The 18,344-nt window shown below is 72.6% G+C and carries 16 protein-coding genes; 12 read left to right on the forward strand and 4 right to left on the reverse strand.

Translation table 11 applies throughout. The annotated features are described in order from the left end of the window. Positions 1-130: 130 nt before the first annotated feature. Positions 131-1,648 carry an FAD-dependent oxidoreductase gene (locus QU602_RS02695; protein WP_308798623.1) on the forward strand — a complete coding sequence of 506 codons (1,518 nt, stop codon included), beginning with the start codon at positions 131-133 and terminating at the stop codon, positions 1,646-1,648. 8 nt (positions 1,649-1,656) lie between these two features. Here QU602_RS02695 and aspS read toward each other — a convergent pair whose 3' ends face one another. Further along, complete coding sequence (aspS, locus tag QU602_RS02700) at positions 1,657-3,000, reverse strand: aspartate--tRNA(Asn) ligase (RefSeq protein WP_308798624.1); 1,344 nt, start codon at positions 2,998-3,000, stop codon at positions 1,657-1,659. A gap of 176 nt (positions 3,001-3,176) precedes the next feature. Between aspS and QU602_RS02705 the strand changes: the two genes are divergently transcribed. The 5 genes from QU602_RS02705 to ccsB all read left to right on the forward strand — a co-directional run bounded on the left by QU602_RS02705 (position 3,177) and on the right by ccsB (position 8,097). Further along, positions 3,177-3,821: a histidine phosphatase family protein gene (locus QU602_RS02705; protein ID WP_308798625.1), complete on the forward strand. Its 645-nt coding sequence runs from the start codon at positions 3,177-3,179 to the stop codon at positions 3,819-3,821. An 8-nt stretch (positions 3,822-3,829) separates the two neighbouring features. Then, positions 3,830-4,423, forward strand: a complete 594-nt coding sequence (locus QU602_RS02710) for a TlpA family protein disulfide reductase (RefSeq protein ID WP_308798626.1) — start codon at positions 3,830-3,832, stop codon at positions 4,421-4,423. 1 nt (position 4,424) lies between these two features. Continuing rightward, positions 4,425-5,177, forward strand: coding sequence for a cytochrome c biogenesis CcdA family protein (locus tag QU602_RS02715; protein ID WP_308798627.1), 753 nt, complete (start codon positions 4,425-4,427; stop codon positions 5,175-5,177). A 61-nt stretch (positions 5,178-5,238) separates the two neighbouring features. Continuing rightward, positions 5,239-6,999 carry a cytochrome c biogenesis protein ResB gene (gene resB / locus QU602_RS02720; protein WP_373692964.1) on the forward strand — a complete coding sequence of 587 codons (1,761 nt, stop codon included), beginning with the start codon at positions 5,239-5,241 and terminating at the stop codon, positions 6,997-6,999. A 9-nt stretch (positions 7,000-7,008) separates the two neighbouring features. Then, positions 7,009-8,097, forward strand: a complete 1,089-nt coding sequence (ccsB, locus tag QU602_RS02725; RefSeq protein ID WP_409335166.1) for a c-type cytochrome biogenesis protein CcsB — start codon at positions 7,009-7,011, stop codon at positions 8,095-8,097. Between the two features lie 130 nt (positions 8,098-8,227). Here the strand turns inward: ccsB and QU602_RS02730 are convergent, their stop codons facing one another. Then, complete coding sequence (locus tag QU602_RS02730) at positions 8,228-9,217, reverse strand: o-succinylbenzoate synthase (RefSeq protein ID WP_308800255.1); 990 nt, start codon at positions 9,215-9,217, stop codon at positions 8,228-8,230. A 223-nt stretch (positions 9,218-9,440) separates the two neighbouring features. On the opposite strand from QU602_RS02730, the gene QU602_RS02735 reads away from it, so the two are divergent. The 3 genes from QU602_RS02735 to QU602_RS02745 all read left to right on the forward strand — a co-directional run bounded on the left by QU602_RS02735 (position 9,441) and on the right by QU602_RS02745 (position 12,774). Beyond that, positions 9,441-10,370, forward strand: coding sequence for a 1,4-dihydroxy-2-naphthoyl-CoA synthase (locus tag QU602_RS02735; protein WP_308798629.1), 930 nt, complete (start codon positions 9,441-9,443; stop codon positions 10,368-10,370). A gap of 13 nt (positions 10,371-10,383) precedes the next feature. After that, a complete protein-coding gene (locus tag QU602_RS02740) occupies positions 10,384-11,664 on the forward strand; it encodes an AMP-binding enzyme (RefSeq protein ID WP_308798631.1) in 1,281 nt (426 codons plus the stop codon). 111 nt (positions 11,665-11,775) lie between these two features. Then, positions 11,776-12,774 carry a 1,4-dihydroxy-2-naphthoate polyprenyltransferase gene (locus QU602_RS02745; protein ID WP_373692875.1) on the forward strand — a complete coding sequence of 333 codons (999 nt, stop codon included), beginning with the start codon at positions 11,776-11,778 and terminating at the stop codon, positions 12,772-12,774. A 65-nt stretch (positions 12,775-12,839) separates the two neighbouring features. Here the strand turns inward: QU602_RS02745 and QU602_RS02750 are convergent, their stop codons facing one another. Continuing rightward, positions 12,840-13,118: a DUF4229 domain-containing protein gene (locus QU602_RS02750; RefSeq protein ID WP_308798632.1), complete on the reverse strand. Its 279-nt coding sequence runs from the start codon at positions 13,116-13,118 to the stop codon at positions 12,840-12,842. 110 nt (positions 13,119-13,228) lie between these two features. Here QU602_RS02750 and QU602_RS02755 point away from each other — a divergent pair, with 110 nt between their 5' ends. The 3 genes from QU602_RS02755 to QU602_RS02765 all read left to right on the forward strand — a co-directional run bounded on the left by QU602_RS02755 (position 13,229) and on the right by QU602_RS02765 (position 16,996). Further along, positions 13,229-13,723 (forward strand): PLDc N-terminal domain-containing protein, encoded by a 495-nt coding sequence (locus QU602_RS02755; protein WP_308798633.1) that lies wholly within the window; start codon positions 13,229-13,231, stop codon positions 13,721-13,723. Further along, a complete protein-coding gene (locus QU602_RS02760) occupies positions 13,716-15,842 on the forward strand; it encodes a thiamine pyrophosphate-binding protein (RefSeq protein WP_308798634.1) in 2,127 nt (708 codons plus the stop codon). The genes QU602_RS02755 and QU602_RS02760 overlap by 8 nt, the downstream gene beginning before the upstream one ends. Before the next feature lie 296 nt (positions 15,843-16,138). After that, positions 16,139-16,996 carry a polyphosphate kinase 2 family protein gene (locus QU602_RS02765; RefSeq protein WP_308798635.1) on the forward strand — a complete coding sequence of 286 codons (858 nt, stop codon included), beginning with the start codon at positions 16,139-16,141 and terminating at the stop codon, positions 16,994-16,996. A gap of 18 nt (positions 16,997-17,014) precedes the next feature. Here QU602_RS02765 and QU602_RS02770 read toward each other — a convergent pair whose 3' ends face one another. After that, on the reverse strand, positions 17,015-18,304 hold the full coding sequence (locus QU602_RS02770; protein ID WP_308800257.1) for an isochorismate synthase: 1,290 nt from the start codon (positions 18,302-18,304) through the stop codon (positions 17,015-17,017). Positions 18,305-18,344 lie beyond the last annotated feature (40 nt).

Below are 18,344 nucleotides of genomic sequence, written 5' to 3' on the forward strand. Positions count from 1 at the left end.
CCGGAGGCGGCGCGCGGTAAGGCGCGTCGGCCGCAGCTTCCTGAGCAAGAACGAGCGCTCGTCGCGTACGCCCATGCCGACGGGGCGTCAAGGGGTGGCTGCGCGCGCGGCGCGCGCGTTGACTGAGGCGATGGATGCCTCGCAGATCGCTCCCGATGACCGAGACGCCCGGCACGCTCAGGTCGTGATCGTCGGCGCCGGGCTCACGGGGCTGTGCACGGCGATCATGCTCCGTGAGGCGGGGGTCGGCGTCATCGTCCTCGAGCAGGGCGAGCCCGGCGCGCTCGCGAGCGGGCACAACACCGGCAAGGCGACGTTGCTCCAGGGCAGCCGGCTCTCGACGATCCGGCGCCATCACCCGGCGCGGCTGGTCCGCGCGTACGTCGATGCGAACCGCGCGGGGCTCCGGTTCCTCGGGGCCGTCGCCGAGCGGGTCGGCATCCCCGTGCAGGAGTCGACCGCGTACAGCTACGCGCAGTCGCCCGAGGGGTTGGAAACGGTCGACGCCGAGATCGCGGCGGGGCGCGAGGCCGGGCTCATGCTCGAGCGGGTCGACCGGCTCGACGTGCCGTTCCCCCTGCTCGGCGCCGCGGCACTGCCCGGTCAGCTCGCGGTCGATCCGATGCTGTTGGTGACCGGGCTCGCGGCCGAGACGCGGGCGCTCGGTGCGCGGATCGTGACGGGCGTGCGTGCGCTCGGGGTACGCGCGAGCGAGCCGGCGGTGATCCGGACGAGCGCCGGCGAGTTCACGGGCGACCGCGTCGTCATCGCGACCGGCGCGCCCATCCTCGACCGCGGCCTCTACTTCGCCAAGGTGAAGCCAATGCGTTCCCAGATCGCGTCGTTTCGGCTGCCGCAGGACCAGCTGCCCGACGGGCTGTTCATCTCGGTCGACGCCCCGATCCGGAGCATCCGTCGTGCGACCGTCGCGGGAGAGGAGCGGCTCTGGGTCGGCGGAGGCTCGGCCATGGTCGGCGACGGTGAGCAGCTCGCCGTCGAGCGGCAGCGGCTCATCGACTGGACGGGCGCCTGGTATCCGGATGCCTCTGACGCGGTCGCGTGGGCCGCGCAAGACTATGTCTCGCTCAACCAGGTGCCGTTCGTGGGACGGATGCCGCGCGGCCGCGGCCGGGTGTACGTGGCGACCGGGTACGCCAAATGGGGACTCACGAACGCGGCCGGTGCCGCCATCAGGCTGAGCACCGAGCTGCTCGCAGACCGCGGCGTGCGCCGACCCGGCTGGGCCACCGTCATCGGCACCCGGATCACCGTGCCCGCCGACCTCGCGCAGGGCGCCAAGGCCGGACTCGACGTCGGGATCCGCGCGGTCACAGGCTGGGCACGCGCCATGACGAGCCCGTCGGCGGGGGAGCGGCCGGCGGAGGGGCACGGCGTCGTCGAGCGCCGAGGCATCCGCCCGACCGCCGTCTCGACCGTCGACGGCACGACCTGCGCGGTGAGCGCGGTCTGCCCGCACCTCGGCGGCATCGTGAACTGGAACCCGGCCGAGCAGACCTGGGACTGCCCGCTGCACGCCTCGCGCTTCGACGCCCAGGGCCGCCGCATCGAGGGCCCGGCCGTGCACGACCTCGCGCCCGCCGACGCGTCGGTCGCCGCCGAAGCGGCGACGCGCTCGTTGGTCGAGTAGCGAAGCCCTTACGGCAGCAGGCGCGTCGGGCCGCGGAAGAGGTACGTGGTCTCGCGGATCGAGCTCTCGCCGAGCATGAGCATGAGCACGCGCGCGAGACCCATGCCGAAGCCGCCGTGCGGCGGGACGCCGTACTTGAAGAACTCGAGGTAGGTGCCGAGCTCTTCGGGGTCGAGGCCCATGGCCTCGGCCTGCGACACCAGCACGTCGACGCGGTGCTCGCGCTGCGCGCCCGTCGAGATCTCGGTGCCGTTGTAGATGAGGTCGTACGACTTCGTCAGCGACGGGTCGCCCTCGTGACGCATGTGGTAGAACGGCCGGATGCTCGACGCGTAGTCGGTCAGGAACACGAAGTCGTGCCCGTACGTCTCTTTGACGTACTGCGAGATGCGCCGCTCGCCCTCGGGGTCCATGTCCGCGTCGGCCCGGGGCACGACGTAGCCGTGGTCGGCCACGATCTGCTTCGCCTCGGCGAGCGGGATCCGCGGGAACGGCGTGCTCGGCACGGTCAGCTCGATGCCGAACAGCTCGGCCACCTCGGCGCCGTGCTTCTCGACGACCGCCGTGAGCCCCGCGACGATGAGCTCCTCGTGCAGCTGCATGACGTCTTCGTGGGAGTCGATCCAGCTGATCTCGGTGTCGACCGAGGTGAACTCGGTCGCGTGCCGCGACGTGAACGACGGGTCGGCGCGGAACGCGGGCCCGACCTCGAAGATCTTGCCGAACCCGGCGGACTGGGCCATCTGCTTGAAGTGCTGCGGGCTCTGCGCGAGGTACGCGGTGGTCTCGAAGTAGTCGAGTTGGAACAGCTCGGCCCGCGACTCCGACGGGGAGGCCATGAGCTTCGGCGTGTGCACCTCGATGAAGTCGTGCTCGACCCAGTACGTGCGCAGCGCGTGCAGGAAGGTCGTCTGGACGCGGAAGATCAGGTTCTGCTTCGGCTGGCGAAGGTCGAGGAACCGCCAGTCCATGCGCTTGTCGAGCGAGGAGTCAGCCGCGATCGGCGTCTCGAGCGCCTCGGCCACGACCTCGAGCGAGGCGAGCTTGACCTCGAGTCCGCCGAGCTTCACGCGCTCGTCGTGCTTCAGCTCACCCGTGACGCGGATGAACGAGCCGTGCGAGAGCGCCGAGATCGCCTCGGTCGTCGCGAGCGCCTCGGCCGCACCGACGGAGACGCCCTCGGGGTCGAGCTCGCGCACCGCGGGGTTCACGAGCTGCGCGGCGCCCGTCTCATCGCGGAGGATGATGAACTGCACCTTCTTCTGATCGCGGACGGTCTCGACCCATCCGGCGACGGTGACGGGGCCGTCGGGCAGCGCGGCAAGGTCCTTGATCAGGGTGCGTGAAGTCACAGCGAACCATCCTACCGGCGCCGGCGCGCCGCCTCCGGCGCGCCAATTCTGCGGCTCCGCGCCAGCAGAGCTGGCGCAGCGCTGCAGAAGTGGCGCGGAGCATGGTGGGGCGGAGGCGAGCGCGACGAGCCGACGCTCGGCGGATTCAAAGGATGGCGCTCTCTAGACTGGAACCCGTGCCGGCCGACCAGATCCATCTCGTGCGCCACGGTGAGGTGTTCAACCCGCAGCGTGTGCTCTACGGGCGGCTCGACGGCTTCGGGCTCTCCGACCTCGGTCGCGAGATGGCCCAGGCGGCGGCCGACGATCTCGTCTCGCGCGGCCGGCCGGTCACCGCCCTCGTGGCCTCGCCCTTGCAGCGCACGCGGCAGTCGGCCGAGCCGATCTCCGCGGCGTTCGGCCTCGAACCCACCATCGACGGTCGTGTCATCGAACCCGAGAACCGGTTCGAGGGGCTCAAGATGCACGGACGCGATTCGGCCCTCCGCGATGTGCGCAACTGGCCGTTCCTCGTCAATCCGTGGGAGCCGAGCTGGGGCGAGCCGTTCCGGGACATCGCCGCGCGCATGCTGCACGCGATGGACGACGCCTGGCAGGACGCCGACGGCGGCGACGTCGTGGTCGTGAGCCACCAGCTGCCGATCTGGATGGTGCACCGCCGCGTCGCCGGCCGCCAGCTCTCGCACGACCCGCGCCGCCGCCGCTGCGCACTGTCCAGCATCACCACGTTCGAGCGTCGTGGCGACCGGTTCGTCGAGGTCGGGTACCGCGATCCCGCCGCCGGGCTTTCCGCAGAGGCCACCGATGTGGGGGCGGTCTGATGCGACGGATGCCTCGTGCGGCCGCCGCGCTCGCCGGCCTCGTCGCGGCCGGGGCGCTGCTGCTCGCCGGCTGCAGCTCCGATCCGCTCGCCGAGCAGTACCGCGAGGGCAGCGGCAAGAACTACATCGCCGGCGACGGCACGGTCGCCGAGTTCGCGCCCGACCAGCGCGGCGAGCCGGTGACCTTCGGCGGCGCCACCGTCGATGGTGACGAGTTCGACTCGGCCGACGCGCTCGGCAAGGTCGCGGTTGTGAACTTCTGGTACGCCGGCTGCGCGCCGTGCCGCGTCGAGGCGCCGATCCTCCAGGCGGTGCACGAGGCCTACCCAGATGAGGCCGTGTTCGTGGGCGTGAACGTGCGCGACCAAGCGGGCACCGCCCGCCCGTTCGAGGAGGACTACGGCATCACGTATCCGTCGATCCTCGACGTCGACGAAGGGCGCGTGCAGTTCGCGTTCGCGGGCAAGGTGCCGGCTGCGGCCGTGCCGACGACGCTCGTGCTCGACCGGGAGGGCCGGGTCGCGGCCCGCATCCTCGGGCAGATCGAGGACGAGTCGATCCTCGACACGATCGTGCGCGACGTCGCCGCCGAGGGCGCCTGACGTGGGACCCGGCGAACTGGTCTTCAGCGGGCAGCTTCTCGTCGCGATCCCGATCGCGCTCGCCGCGGGCGTCATCTCGTTCCTGTCGCCGTGCGTGCTGCCGCTCGTGCCGGGGTACCTGGGATACATCGGCGGCTTCACGGACGCCTCGGCCGAGGCATCCGCCGAACGCCGCAACCGGCGCCGGTTGTTGCTGGGCGTGGGGCTCTTCGTCGCGGGCTTCACCGCCGTGTTCCTCGTGTACACGTCGCTCGCCGGGTTCGCCGGAGCCTGGCTGCGCATGTGGCAGGATCCGATCACCCGGGTGCTCGGCGTCGTGCTGATCGTCATGGGCCTCGTGTTCGTCGGGCAGTTCACCTTCCTCCAGCGGCAGCTGAAGCCGACGTGGCGACCGGCCACCGGGCTCGCAGGCGCGCCCCTGCTCGGCATCGTGTTCGGCCTCGGCTGGACGCCGTGCATCGGCCCCGCGCTCGCCGCGGTGCTGAGCCTCAGCCTGAACGCCGAGTCCGCGGGCCGTGGCGCGCTGCTCGGTCTCGCGTACTGCATCGGGCTCGGCATCCCGTTCCTGCTCGTCGCGCTCGGCTTCGGCTGGGTGACGGGCTCGCTGGCGTTCCTGCGCCGGCACATCCGCACGATCAACCTCATCGGCGGGGGACTGCTGATCGTCACGGGCATCGTGATGGTCAGCGGGCTCTGGACCGCGTGGATGAGCGAACTCCAGGTGGTGATGAGTGGCATCGACCTCATCCTCTGACCGGGCCGACCGGGCCGAACGGGCCGGCCGGGCCGACAGGGCCGAGCGCACGAACGACCCGCTGCGTCCGGCGGATCACATCGACGCCCCCGAGCCCGCCGAGCCCGCCGCGGGCGCCGCGGGCGGCGCGGGTGGCGGCGTCACCCAGCCCAAGCTCGGGTTCGTCGGCTGGCTGCGCTTCGCGTGGCGTCAGCTCACGAGCATGCGCACGGCGCTGCTGCTCCTACTGCTGCTCGCGATCGCCGCGGTGCCCGGGTCGCTCGTGCCGCAGCGTTCGAGCGACCCCAACGGCGTCACCCAGTACTTCCAGGACAACCCCGACCTGGCGCCGGTGCTCGACTCGTTCTCGATGTTCGACGTGTACTCGTCGCCCTGGTTCTCCGCGGTCTACCTGCTGCTGTTCGTCTCGCTCATCGGCTGCATCATCCCGCGCACGAAGCACCACCTCGAGGCGCTCAGGGCTCGCCCGCCGCGCACACCCGTCCGGCTCTCCCGGCTCGCGGCGTACACCGAGCGGGAGCTGCCGGCGGGTTCCGATGCGTCCGCCGCCGAGGCCGCGGTGGCGGACGCCGCGAAGCGGCTGAAGCAGTCCGGCTACCGGGTCGAGCGGTACGAGCTGCGGGGCGAGGCATCCGTCTCCGCGGAGCGCGGCTATCTGCGCGAGACCGGCAACCTGGTGTTCCACACCGCCCTGCTCGGCGTGCTCGTCACGGTCGGCATTGGCGGCGGCTTCGGCTTCGCCGGGCAGCGCGTCATCGTCGAGGGCCAGTCGTTCGTGAACACGCTCGGGGCGTTCGACTCGTTCAACCCGGGGCGCTTCTTCAACGACGCAGAGCTCACCCCGTACCGACTCTCGCTCGAGAGGCTCGACGTCGTGTACGAGACCGAGAACAGCGACGCGATCGGCCAGCCGACCGACTTCACGGCACACGTCACGGTCGAGGGGGAGGACGGCGGACCGACCGACGGCACGGTGAAGGTGAACGAGCCGCTGCGCGTGTTCGGCACCGACGTCTTCCTGCTCGGCAACGGGTATGCGCCGACCATCACCGTGCGGAATGCCGACGGCGATGTCGTGTTCACCGATTCGGTGCCGTTCCTGCCCGAGGACGCGAACCTGACCTCGATCGGCGTGGTCAAGGTCACCGATGGGCTCGACGACCAGCTCGGCATGATCGGGTTCCTGTACCCGACGCAGGACGTGATGACGACCGGGGCGTATACCTCGACGTATCCCGACCTCGTGTACCCGGTGCTCACGCTCAACGTCTACGAGGGCGACCTCGGCATCGACGACGGCACCCCGACCTCGGTGTACACGCTCGACCCGAGCGACATGGAGCAGCTCACCGGCGGCGACACCGGCGTCGACTCGCTCGAGCTCATGCCGGGCGAGACCGTCGACCTGCCCGGCGGGCGTGGCACGGTCACGTTCGAGAACGCCGACGCCGACGCCGCGGAGGGCGATTACTCGACGAGTGTGAAGCGCTTCGCGTCGTTCGATGTGCACCACGACCCCACGCAGGGCTGGGTGCTCGTCTTCGCGATCCTCATCCTCGCGGGGCTCATGACCTCGCTCTTCGTCCCGCGCCGCCGCATCTGGGTGAAGGCCGTGACGCGGCGCGACGGCCGGATCGTGCTCGAGTACGCCGGGCTCGCGCGCGGCGAGGATCCGAATCTCGACGATGCGGTCCGTTCGTTCGCCGACGCGCATGCGGTTGCGGCCGGGGCGACGGCGCCTGCAGGCGACACGTCCGACGGTGAGACCGCCTCCGGGGCATCCGTCGATGATTCCGGCTCCACCTCGAAACCCGCGACGTAAGGTTGACACGTGACGTTCACGCTCGACGAGATCTCGATCCTCTGCGTGTACTCGGCGATGGCCGTGTACGCGATCGCGTTCATCGCGTACGCGATCGACCTCGCGAAGCGAGGCGGCGCGGCGGCGAGGGCGGCGGATGCCTCGGCGGAGGCCGCGCTCGCGACCGACGCCGAGCCTGAGCGCGTGGGAGCGCTGCAGGCCGCGACGGCTGCGCGGGGCGCGCGCGACGCGACCGGCACTGGAGCCGGCGCTGCCGATGACGCCACGACCGGCGCACGACGCCCCTCACGCTGGCAGCGCGCGACCGACCACGGCGCGACCGTGGACTACGGTCGTTCGCCGGTGCTGCGCGTGGCCGTCGCGATGACGGTCGTGGCGTGGTTGCTGCACCTCGCCGGCACCATCCTCCGCGGCATCGCGGCCGAGCGGGTGCCGTGGGCGAACATGTACGAGTTCGCGCTCACCGGCACGCTGCTGGTGACGACGGTGTACCTCGTCGTGCTCGTGGCGTCGAAGCAGGACCTGCGCTTCCTGGGCACGTTCGTCTCGGGCCTCGTGCTCGTGCTGCTCGGCGTCGCGACCGTGAACTTCTACGTGAGCGTGATCCCGCTGCCGCCGGCCCTGCAGTCGGCGTGGCTGATCATCCACGTGTTCGTGGCGACCGCGTCGGTCGGGTTCTTCGCGCTCGGCTTCGCGCTGTCGGTCGTGCAGCTCATGCAGGCGCGGCGCGAGTCGCTGGCCGCGTCGGCCGAGGCCGTGAAGCGCTCGTTCCTCGCGACGCTGCCAAGCGCGAACTCGCTCGAGAACCTCGCGTACCGGCTGAACATCATCGGTTTCATCATGTGGACCTTCACGCTCATTGCCGGCGCGATCTGGGCCGAGAAGGCGTGGGGCCGCTACTGGGGCTGGGACACCAAAGAGGTGTGGACGTTCATCATCTGGGTCGTCTACGCCGGGTACATCCACGCGCGCGCGACGCGCGGCTGGCGCGGCTCGCGGTCGGCGTGGCTCGCGATCATCGGCTTCTCGACGGTGCTGTTCAACTTCACCGTCGTCAACCTCTTCTTCAAGGGCCTGCACGCCTACTCGGGTCTGTAGGCCGCCGTCGCGCCGACCGCGGTCGGCCGGCTCGCGTGTCTGCGCCACTTCTGGGGTTCCGCGCCAGCACTGGTGGCGCGAGCGTGCAGAACTGGCGCAACAGACGTGCAGTGGGGGAGGTTGCGGTCGGTCAGGCGCGCTCGGCGAGGAGCGCGTGGCAGCGCTCGAGGCGGGCGAGCCACCAGGCCGTGCGGTCGGCGTCGGCGGCGTAGCGGTCGAGCAGGGCCGGGTCGGGGAGCACGCGTCGCACGGCGACCGCGCCGCCTTCGGGGAGCAGCGGATCGCGCGAGACATCCGCCGCCAGCAGTGACGCGGTGCCGAGCCCGCAGTCGTACTCGAGCGACGGCAGGGCGGCCGCGAGCGCGGCGCCCATGGCGAGGCCGACGCTCGTCTCGAGCGCGCTCGACACGTTCACCGGCAGCCCGGCCGCCTCGACGATCTGGAGCGCGCGGCGGATGCCGCCGAGCGGCTGCACCTTGATCACGAGCAGGTCGGCCGCGCCGGCCTCGGCGACCGTGAGCGGGTCGGACGCGCGGCGCACGCTCTCATCCGCCGCGATCGGGATGCCCATGTACTTCGTGCGGATGCCGATCTCGGCGAGCTCCGGCACAGTTGCGCAGGGCTGCTCGACGTACTCGAGATCGAACTCCGCGAGCGCGTGGATCGCGTGCTCGGCCTCGTCGACGTTCCAGCCGCCGTTCGCGTCGAGCCGCACGCGCCCCTCCGGGCCGAGCACCTCGCGCACGGCGCGCACGCGCGCGACGTCCTGCGCGAGGGTCTGGTCACCCATGGCGACCTTGACCTTCGCCGTTCGGCAGCCCGGGAAGCGTGCGAGCACCGCGGGCACGCTGTCGGCGTCGACCGCGGGCACGGTCGCGTTCACCGGGATGCGGTCGCGCAGCGCGGGCGGCGTCGGCCGCCACCCGAAATCGACGGATGCCTCGAGCCACGTCGCGGCTTCCTCGTCGTCGTACTCGGCGAACGGCGAGAACTCGGTCCAGCCCTCGGGTCCCTCGAACAGCACCGCCTCGCGCACGTCGATGCCCCGGAACCTCGTCACGAGCGGCAGCGCCACCACCCGTGCCGACTCGGTCAGCTCTCGCAGTGCCGGCAGCGCCATCTGATCCATCCCCCCATCGTGGCATCCGCCCGCCGCATCCGCCTGCCGCCTGCCGCCTGCCGCCTGCCGCCTGCCTTCGCATTATGTCTGTCGCGCCAGTTCACGCGCCTCCGCGCCAGCCGAACTGGCGCGGAGGCGCGCGAAGTGGCGCGGAGCGCAGGAGGTGACGCGTGCCCGGCGAGACGACGGCGGGTGCAGGCGCGCGGGGAAATAGGCTGAGGGCATGGCAGCCGAGGTGTCCGAACTGTTCGACCCGAGCGAGTGGGAGGACGCCGCTCCCGCCGGCGGCTTCACCGACGTCACCTATCACCACTCGCGCGACGGCCGCATCGCGCGCATCGCGTTCGACCGGCCCGAGGTGCGCAACGCCTTCCGCCCGCACACCGTCGACGAGCTGTACCGCGCCCTCGAGGACGCCCGCACGAACCCGCGCATCGGGGTCGTGCTGATCACCGGCAACGGGCCGAGCCCGAAGGACGGCGGATGGGCGTTCTGCTCGGGCGGCGACCAGCGCATCCGCGGGCGGGACGGCTACAAGTACTCCGACGCCGAGACCGGGCTCGTCGACGACGGCGCCGCCGGGGCCTCGCACGCCGCACTCGGCCGGCTGCACATCCTCGAGGTGCAGCGCCTCATCCGGTTCATGCCCAAGGTCGTCATCGCGGTCGTGCCGGGCTGGGCGGCCGGCGGCGGGCACTCGCTGCACGTCGTCGCCGACCTGACGATCGCGAGCCGCGAGCACGGCCGCTTCAAGCAGACTGACGCCGACGTCGGCAGCTTCGATGCGGGGTACGGCTCGGCGTACTTCGCCCGGCAGATCGGGCAGAAGCTCGCGCGCGAGGTGTTCTTCCTCGCTGAGGAGTACAGCGCCGAGCGCGCCTACGAGATGGGCGCGGTGAGCCGCGTCGTGCCGCACGCCGACCTCGAGCGCGAGGCGATCTCGATGGCGCGGACGATCCTGACGAAGTCGCCCACGGCGATCCGCATGCTGAAGTTCGCCTTCAACGCCGTCGACGACGGACTCGTCGGCCAGCAAGTGTTTGCCGGCGAGGCGACGCGCCTCGCGTACGGCACCGACGAGGCGGTCGAGGGCCGCGATGCCTTCCTCGAGAAGCGCGCACCGGACTGGGGGCCGCACCCCTGGCACTACTGACACGGATGCCTCGATGAAGCCGTTGCACCGGGTTCCAGCCGCTGACGTGGCCGCCGTCACCGACGCGCTTCGCACGGCGCTCGACGGGGGACCGGCGGTCTGGCCCACCGACGTCCACCACGTCCGCGCGGCCGCCGCAGAAGCGGCCGCCGCAGAAGCGGGCACCGCGGACCCGGGCGCCACGCGTGCCGCCGGCCCCGGCGTCGGCGCGGTCCCGGACGCCGTCGACGACCACATCGCGCTCGTGGTCGAGACCAGCGGCTCGACGGACGCACCGAAGCGCGTGCTGCTCTCGGCCGACGCGCTCCGGGCGAGCGCGGAGGCGACCGCCGAGCGTCTCGGCGGGCACGGCCGCTGGCTGCTCGCGCTGCCCGCCCACTACATCGCCGGCGCGCAGGTGCTCGTGCGGTCGATCCTCGCGGGTACCGCGCCGGTCGTGCTCGGCGAACATGCCGCCGGAGGCGCGCCGGGCCCCTCGACCGCGCAGGCGCGCGGGCCCTTCGGCGCCGACGCGTTCGTGACGTCGACGGCGCGGCTCATGCGTACGCACGACGCGCTGCCGCGCTACACGTCGCTCGTCCCGGCGCAGCTCGCCCGGCTCGTCGAGGCCGCCGACGGCGACCGCGACCACCCGGCCGCACAGGCGCTCCGCGCCTACGCGGCCGTGCTCATCGGCGGGCAGGCGCTGCCCGAGCCGCTCCGCGTCGCCGCCGAGACCGTCGGCGCGCGCATCGTGCGCACCTATGGTTCGAGCGAGACGGCGGGCGGATGCGTCTACGACGCCCGCGTGCTCCCGGGGGTCGAGGCCCGCATCGGCGAAGACGGCATCGTCGAGCTCGGCGGCCCGACCCTCGCCGACGGGTACCTCGGCGACCCCGCGCGCACCGCGCGCGCGTTCCGGCACGACGCCGACGGCCGGCGCTGGTACCGCACGGACGACCTCGGCGAGCTCGCGGCCGACGGCGCGTTGCGGATCAGGGGCCGCGCCGACGACGTGATCATCTCGGGCGGGGTGAAGGTCGCGCTCGGCGAGATCGAGCGGGCCGTGCGCGCGCTGCCCGGCCTGCACGATGCGGTCGTGGTCGCCGCCGACGACCCCGAGTGGGGTCAGCGCGCGGTCGTGGTCGCCGCCGAGGCATCCGTCTCGCTCGCGGAGCTGGCACGCGCGACCGACGCCGCGAGCCTGCCGCCCGCCGGACGCCCTGTGCGATTCGTGCGGCTCGACCGGCTGCCGATGCTCGCCTCGGGCAAGCCGGACCGCCGCGCGGTCGCGGAGGCGATCCGCGTCGGGTAATATATTGAGATGAGCTCACGAACGGTGCATACGGGGTCGATGCACGATCTGCGCGGCGGCGGGATCACCGCGTGCGCGGCGAGCGGCGAGCCGGATCGTTACCATAGCGAGGTGGCACGCCCGAAGCAGACGAAGCACGACTCCGATCGCACGCCTCGATCCGGCGCACGCGCGCGCGGGCGTTCCGGCAACCCGGCGAAGGCCGGCGCGGCACCGACGGTGGCACGCGGCCCGGCGACCGCGGCCGACTGGATCGCCGGGGCACGGCTGCGGACCCTGCCGCTCGCGATCGCGCCGGTCGCGCTCGGCACCGGCGCCGGGGCCGTCGCGATCCCCGACGGCAACTGGTACCCCGAGCGCGCGCTGCTCGCGCTCGTCGTCGCGCTCGCGCTGCAGATCGGCGTGAACTTCGCCAACGACTACTCCGACGGGGTGCGCGGCACCGATGCGCACCGGGTGGGGCCGGCGCGGCTCACGGGCTCGGGTGCGGTGAAGCCCAGACACGTCCTCATCGTCGCGATGGCGTTCTTCGCGCTCGCGGCGGTCGCCGGGCTCGTGCTCACGATCATGATGCGGGAGTGGTGGTTCCTGGCCGTGGGCGCCGCCGCCATCGTCGCCGCGTGGTTCTACACGGGTGGCAAGCGGCCATACGGCTATGCCGGGTTCGGTGAGCTCTTCGTGTTCGTGTTCTTCGGGCTCGTCGCGACGGCGGGCTCGGCGTTCGTGCAGTCCCGGTGGGTGAACCTCGAGGCCTGGCTCGGTGGCGTCGGGGTCGGCCTGCTCGCGTGCGCGGTGCTCATGGCCAACAATCTTCGGGACGTCGCGCAAGACAAGGTGGCGGGCAAGCGCACGCTCGCGGTGCTCGTCGGCCCGGTCGTCGGCCGCATCCTGTTCGCCGTCTTCATGCTCGTGCCGTTCGTGTTCGTCGGCTTCTGGGCGCTGCTCTACCCGACGGCGACGCTGCTGCTCTTCGCGCTGCTCGCTGCCGTGCCGGCATGCATCATCGTGATCTGGGGCCGTACCCCGCGCGAGCTCATCACGGCGCTGCAGCTCGCGAGCCTGACGGCGCTCGTGTACGGCGTCGGGCTGGGGTTGGTCTTCGCGCTCTGAGCGGTTCGAGGGGTGGTGCCGCTCGAGGTGTGCGGCTCGAGTGGCGTGGCTCGAGGCTCGGCGGGTCAGTCGGCGGGGCGCTCGCGGGCGTCGACGGCGGCGTCTTCCGCGTCCGCGTCAGGCTCGGTCGCGGGCTGTTCGCGGTTCCGCGCCGCGTAGAGGTTGCGTGACATCTGGTCGCGAGATGCCCGCAGGAACACCGCTGAGGCGGCGAGGCCGAACAGGGCGGCCACGAGCGCCGAGATCCACCAGGTCACCCCGGCGAGCATGAGCACGGTGAACGGCACCGCGAACAGCAGCACGCGCAGCACGGTGTACTTGAGCCAGACCGGGACGGACTTCACCCTGCCAGTGTAGGCAGACCGCCTGGACGGTCCCTCTCAGCTCGCCTCGCCCACGTCAAGCCCGGGGCGCTCCCAGCCGACCGTGATCCTGGCGTGCCTATACTCGGGACATGGTCAGGCTCGCCATCCCCCTGGTGGTCGCGGCCGTGGTCTTCATGATCTACGCCGTGGTGGACTGCGCACTGTTCGACAGGCTGCGCATCCGCGGTCTGTCGCGCGCGTGGTGGATCGTGGTGATCCTGCTCGTGCCCGTGATCGGCGCCGTGCTGTGGTTCGTGATCGGCCGTGGCCGCGCCGGGCGTACCGCACGCGCCGGCGGCCGCAGCGCACCGGTCGCACCCGACGACGACAGCGACTTCCTGCGCCGGCTCGACCGCGACGCCGAGCAGGAGGAGCGCATCCGCCGGCTCGAACAGGAGCTCGCGGACCTCGACGTCGAACTCGACGAGACGATCGACCACCCCGACACTCCCGGCGAGCAGCCGCCCGGCGGTGCGATGCCCGGCCCGGGGCATCCGGAATCAGGGCCGTCCGGCGGAACGCCGCACCGTCCCGACCGGCCCGACGCGGGCGACAGCGGCACGACCGGCCGGCCGAATGGTTGAGCCGGACCACCGGCACCCCGAGTCATCCGCGAGGCCGCACTCACCGGCGAGCGCGTACGCGCTCGCGCTGCTGGGCGAGTTCGTCGCGCTCGGCGTCACCGACCTCGTCGTCTCACCGGGCTCGCGCTCGCAGGCCCTCGCGCTCGCGGCCGCCGAGCTCGAGCGTGCCGGTCTCGTGCGCTTGCACGTGCGCATCGACGAGCGAGGTGCGGCCTTCCTCGCGCTCGGCCTCGGTCTGGAGTCCGGACGCCCGGCGGCCGTGATCACGACCTCGGGGACGGCGGTCGCGAACCTGCACCCGGCGGTCCTCGAAGCCCATCACTCCGGAGTGCCGCTCATCGTCGTCAGCGCCGATCGGCCGGCGGATCTCCGAGGCATCCGCTCGAACCAGACCACCATGCAACCCGGCATGTTCGCGGGCGCCGTGCGGTACGAGTGCGACGTCGCCGCGCCGGCGGAGGGTGCGGTCGATGCGGCCTCGCGCCTCGCGCGGCGAGCGGTCGACGCGGCCCTGGGCGTCGACGACGTGGGCGGGGCGATCGCCCACCCGGGGCCGGGACCCGTGCACCTGAACGTGCAGCTGCGAGAGCCGCTCTCCGCACCGGTCACGGTCGACCGTGCCGCCGTCGAAGCGCGCCGCGCGGCCCTCTCCGAGGAACGCGGCGACCGCGGGTCCGGGAGTGCCGGCGATACGGACTCGGCTGCGGGTGCGCAGCTCGTTGCGCCGAGTGGGCGTGCGCAGGCCGCGGCCGACGAGCCTCGCGCAAGCGCCGGACCAGACGACGCGCGACCGTTGGGCGCGAGGGGAGCGACGGATGTGCCGGGTGCTGCGGATGCGCTGGGGGCTGCGGATGCGCCGGGTGCTGCGGATGCGCCGAGCGTCACCGATGCATTGGCGGCGCTCGCCGCGGGCGGGCCGGCCCAGCACGGCAGGGCGCGCCAGGCCGGCGCGGATCGCGCGGACGGGACGGATCGCCGGGGTCGCACGGCCAGCTTCGACGGAGCCGCGGCCGGCGAGGGTTCGCCCACGGGCGCGGCGATCGCGCCCGGCCCGCGGACGCTCGTGGTGGCGGGTGCGGGTGCGGGTGCTGGCGCCGAGGCGTTCGCGCGGGCCGGCGGCTGGCCGCTCGCGGCGGAGGTCTCGAGCGGAGCGCGCTTCGGGCCGAACCTCGTCGTCGCGTATCGCGAGCTGCTGCGCGAGACCGGGTTCGGCGACGAGGTGCAGCGGGTCGTGGTCTTCGGGCATCCGACGCTCTCGCGCGAGGTGCCCGCGCTGGTGCAGCGGGATGGCGTCGAGACGATCGTCGTGGCCCCCTCGGGGATCGAGTGGTTCAATCCGGGGCACCGGGTCCGCCGGTTCGAGCGCGCGGTGCGCGCCGAGCCGCACGAGCCCACGGCCGAGGAACGCGCGTGGACCGGTCGCTGGGTGCGCGCGAGCCGGATGCTCCTCGACGAGTCCGACCCGTCGGCCGACGCCGTGCGCGACGGGATCGACGAGACCGGCCATGTCTCCGACTTCGCCGCGCAGCGCGCGTACCTGAAGGCACAGCTCGCACGCGTGCGCGAGCCGGTCTCACGCCGCATGCTGGTCGAGTCGCTCTGGGCGGCGACCTGGCCGCACGACCGGCTCGTGTTCGCCTCGTCGCGACTCATCCGCGACGCCGACAAGGTCGTGCCCGGCCGGCGCATCCGGGTGCACGCGAACCGGGGGCTCGCGGGCATCGACGGCACGGTGGCCACGACGCTCGGGGTCGCGATCGCGAGCCAGCAGGCACCCGCTGCGAAGCCGGGCGTCACGCGCGCACTGGTCGGCGACCTGGCACTGCTGCACGACGCGGGCTCGCTGCTCCTCGGCGATGGCGAGCTGCGCCCGCGGGTGCAGTTGATCGTCGGCAATGACGGCGGCGGCAGCATCTTCGACGCGCTCGAGGTGGCCGGCACCGCGCCCGCCGAAGCCTTCGACCGCGTGCAGTTCACGCCGCAGCGGGTCGACCTCGAGGCGCTCGCCCGCGCCTACGGCTGGAGCTACTCGCGGGCCGCGACGCGCGGCGAGCTCGACGAGGCGCTCGGCACCGCGGTCGCGGGCCCGACGCTGCTCGAGGTGCCGCTGCCGCGCTGAGCCCCTGCTCTCCCCGGGCAGGGCCGCGCGCCGAACACGACGCCTCGCCGAGGCATCCGCTCGGCGCGGCCGGCCCCGCACCCCCGCCGGATCCCTGCTCAGGAACACCCCGCACCCCCGCGCCGGATCCCTGCTCAGGAACATCTGGCCCACTCGCGGCGCGTCGCCAGGCGACACGCCGCACGCCCGCCCGAGATTCCTGAGCAAGGAACTTCGAAGCGGGGGAGCTTGGAAGCGGGGGAGCTTGGAAGCGGGGGAGCTGGGGAGCGGGGCGGACAGGCAGGTAGCCTGGGCCCATGAGCGACGGCGCGTACTGGACCGACGACCCCGCCGAGCTGTTGCGGGCGTACCCCGGTTTCCGGCTCGCCGCGACGCGCACCGACCTCCATCCGGGGTTCGACGGCGGCAAAGCCGAGGGCGAAGCGGCCCTCGCCGACACCGCCGGAACGCTGGCCGACCTGCAAGAGCTGCTCTTCGCGAACAGCCGTGCGGCCGGCGATCGCCGGCGGGTGCTGCTCGTGCTGCAGGGCATGGACACCGCGGGCAAGGGCGGCGTCGTCAAGCACGTCGTCGGGTCGGTCGACCCGCAGGGCGTCCAGCTCGCCGCCTTCAAGAAGCCCACCGACGAGGAGCTCGCGCACGACTTCCTCTGGCGCATCCGGAAACGGGTGCCCGGGGCCGGCATGATCGGCGTCTTCGATCGTTCGCACTATGAAGACGTGCTCATCGGCCGGGTGCGGCAGCTCGCGCCGCCCGAAGAGCTCGAGCGGCGGTATGCCGCGATCACGGAGTTCGAGGACGAGCTCGCGGCAGACGGTGTCTCGATCGTGAAGGTCATGCTGCATGTGTCGTACGACGAGCAGAAGGCACGGCTGCTGAAGCGCCTCGACCGGCCCGACAAGCACTGGAAGTTCAACCCCGGCGACATCGACGAGCGCGAGCACTGGCCTGCATATCAGGAGGCGTATCAGGCGGCGATCGAGCGCACCTCGACCGCGTCGGCGCCGTGGTACGTCGTGCCGGCCGACCGCAAATGGTACGCACGCCTCGCGGTCGCGCGGTTGCTCATCGCGGCCCTGGAGGGCATGCGACTCGACTGGCCGCCCGCGGACTTCGACGTCGCGGCCGAGCGCGCGCGCCTCGTGGCGAGCTGACCGCGGTCTCGACGGGCGTCAGCCGCCGAACGCCTCGACGATCGGACGGAACTTCATCTCGGTCTCGGCGAGCTCGTCGGCCGGAACCGAGTCATGCACGATGCCGCATCCGGCATACGCCGTGACCGTGCCGTCGCCGTCGACCTGCGCGCAGCGCAGCGCGATCGCCCACTCGCCGTCGCCGTCGCCGTCGACCCAGCCCACGGGCCCGGCATAGCGGCGCCGGTCGAAGCCCTCGAGCTCGGCGAGGGTCGCGATCGCGGTGCGCCGCGGGGTTCCGGCCACCGCCGCCGTCGGGTGCACGGCGCGTACGAGGTCGAGCGCACTCGACCCATCGCCCAGCACGCCCTTGAGGTCGGTCGCGAGATGCCAGAGGTTCGGCAGCTGCAGCGTGAACGGCTCGGGGCTCGTGTCGAGGCGCGCGGTGTGCGGCGCGAGCCGCTTCACGGCGCTCGCGACCGCGAGCGCGTGCTCGGCGAGGTCCTTCGGCGACCGTTGCAGGGCGGCGGCGCGGTCGCGGTCGGATGCCTCGCCGGCACCGCGTGCTGCAGTGCCCGCCAGCACGCGGGCGGACACCTGACCGTGGTCGACCCGGACGAGCGTCTCGGGGCTCGCGCCGATGAGGCCGTCGACCGCGAACACCCAGGTGTCCGGATAGTCCTCTGCGAGTTGACGGATCGTCGCACGGAGGCCCGCCTCGTCGGCGAGCTGGCCCACCAGCTGACGGGCGAGCACGACCTTCTGCAGCTCGCCTGCGTCGATGCGGCGGATCGCCTCGGCGACCGCCGACTCGTAGGCGCCGGGCGGCAGGCTGCCGGGTGCGAACGCGACCCGCGGCACCTTGCGCTTCGGGGCGGGCTCGGGAATGGTCGGGTCGGCGGTGTCGTCCGAGGCATCCGCCGACTCGTCGTCGCCGGTGACCAGCGTGATCCTGGTGACCCAGGCGCGCCCGTCACGGCGCCCGAGCACCAGCTCGGGCACGATGAGCACGCTCGTCGCGGCCGAGCTCGCGGCGAACGCGAAGGTCCCGAACGCGATCAGGCCCGTGCCAGGCAGACCGACGCGGTCGTCGACGTCTGCTCGGGACGCGAGCTCGGTCCACGCGGCCGCGGCATCCTCGATGCGCGTGCGGCCGCTCGACTCGATGCGCAGGACCTCGCCCAGGCCGACGATGCCTTCGCCGCGACGCATCCAGACGAGCGGATTGCGCGGGTCGGTGCGCGGGATGAGCGGCTCGTTCTCGTCGACGGCCACCGTGCGTACGACGAGCCGGGCGGCGGTCGCGGCGGAGGCGCGGCCCGCGGACATGGGGATCACCGCATCAGCCTACGTCCGCGAGGCGAGGCTC

This window comes from Agromyces protaetiae, assembly GCF_030866785.1.
Lineage (GTDB): Bacteria > Actinomycetota > Actinomycetes > Actinomycetales > Microbacteriaceae > Agromyces > Agromyces silvae.

Bases quoted from the DNA above. Each gene is read 5' to 3' on its own strand.
- QU602_RS02770 (WP_308800257.1), bottom strand. From the start codon at position 18,304: ATGTCCGCGGGCCGCGCCTCCGCCGCGACCGCCGCCCGGCTCGTCGTA.
- QU602_RS02730 (WP_308800255.1), bottom strand. From the start codon at position 9,217: ATGGCGCTGCCGGCACTGCGAGAGCTGACCGAGTCGGCACGGGTGGTG.
- QU602_RS02710 (WP_308798626.1), top strand. From the start codon at position 3,830: ATGCCTCGTGCGGCCGCCGCGCTCGCCGGCCTCGTCGCGGCCGGGGCG.
- QU602_RS02760 (WP_308798634.1), top strand. From the start codon at position 13,716: ATGGTTGAGCCGGACCACCGGCACCCCGAGTCATCCGCGAGGCCGCAC.
- QU602_RS02695 (WP_308798623.1), top strand. From the start codon at position 131: ATGGATGCCTCGCAGATCGCTCCCGATGACCGAGACGCCCGGCACGCT.
- QU602_RS02735 (WP_308798629.1), top strand. From the start codon at position 9,441: ATGGCAGCCGAGGTGTCCGAACTGTTCGACCCGAGCGAGTGGGAGGAC.
- QU602_RS02740 (WP_308798631.1), top strand. From the start codon at position 10,384: ATGAAGCCGTTGCACCGGGTTCCAGCCGCTGACGTGGCCGCCGTCACC.
- QU602_RS02765 (WP_308798635.1), top strand. From the start codon at position 16,139: ATGAGCGACGGCGCGTACTGGACCGACGACCCCGCCGAGCTGTTGCGG.
- QU602_RS02755 (WP_308798633.1), top strand. From the start codon at position 13,229: ATGGTCAGGCTCGCCATCCCCCTGGTGGTCGCGGCCGTGGTCTTCATG.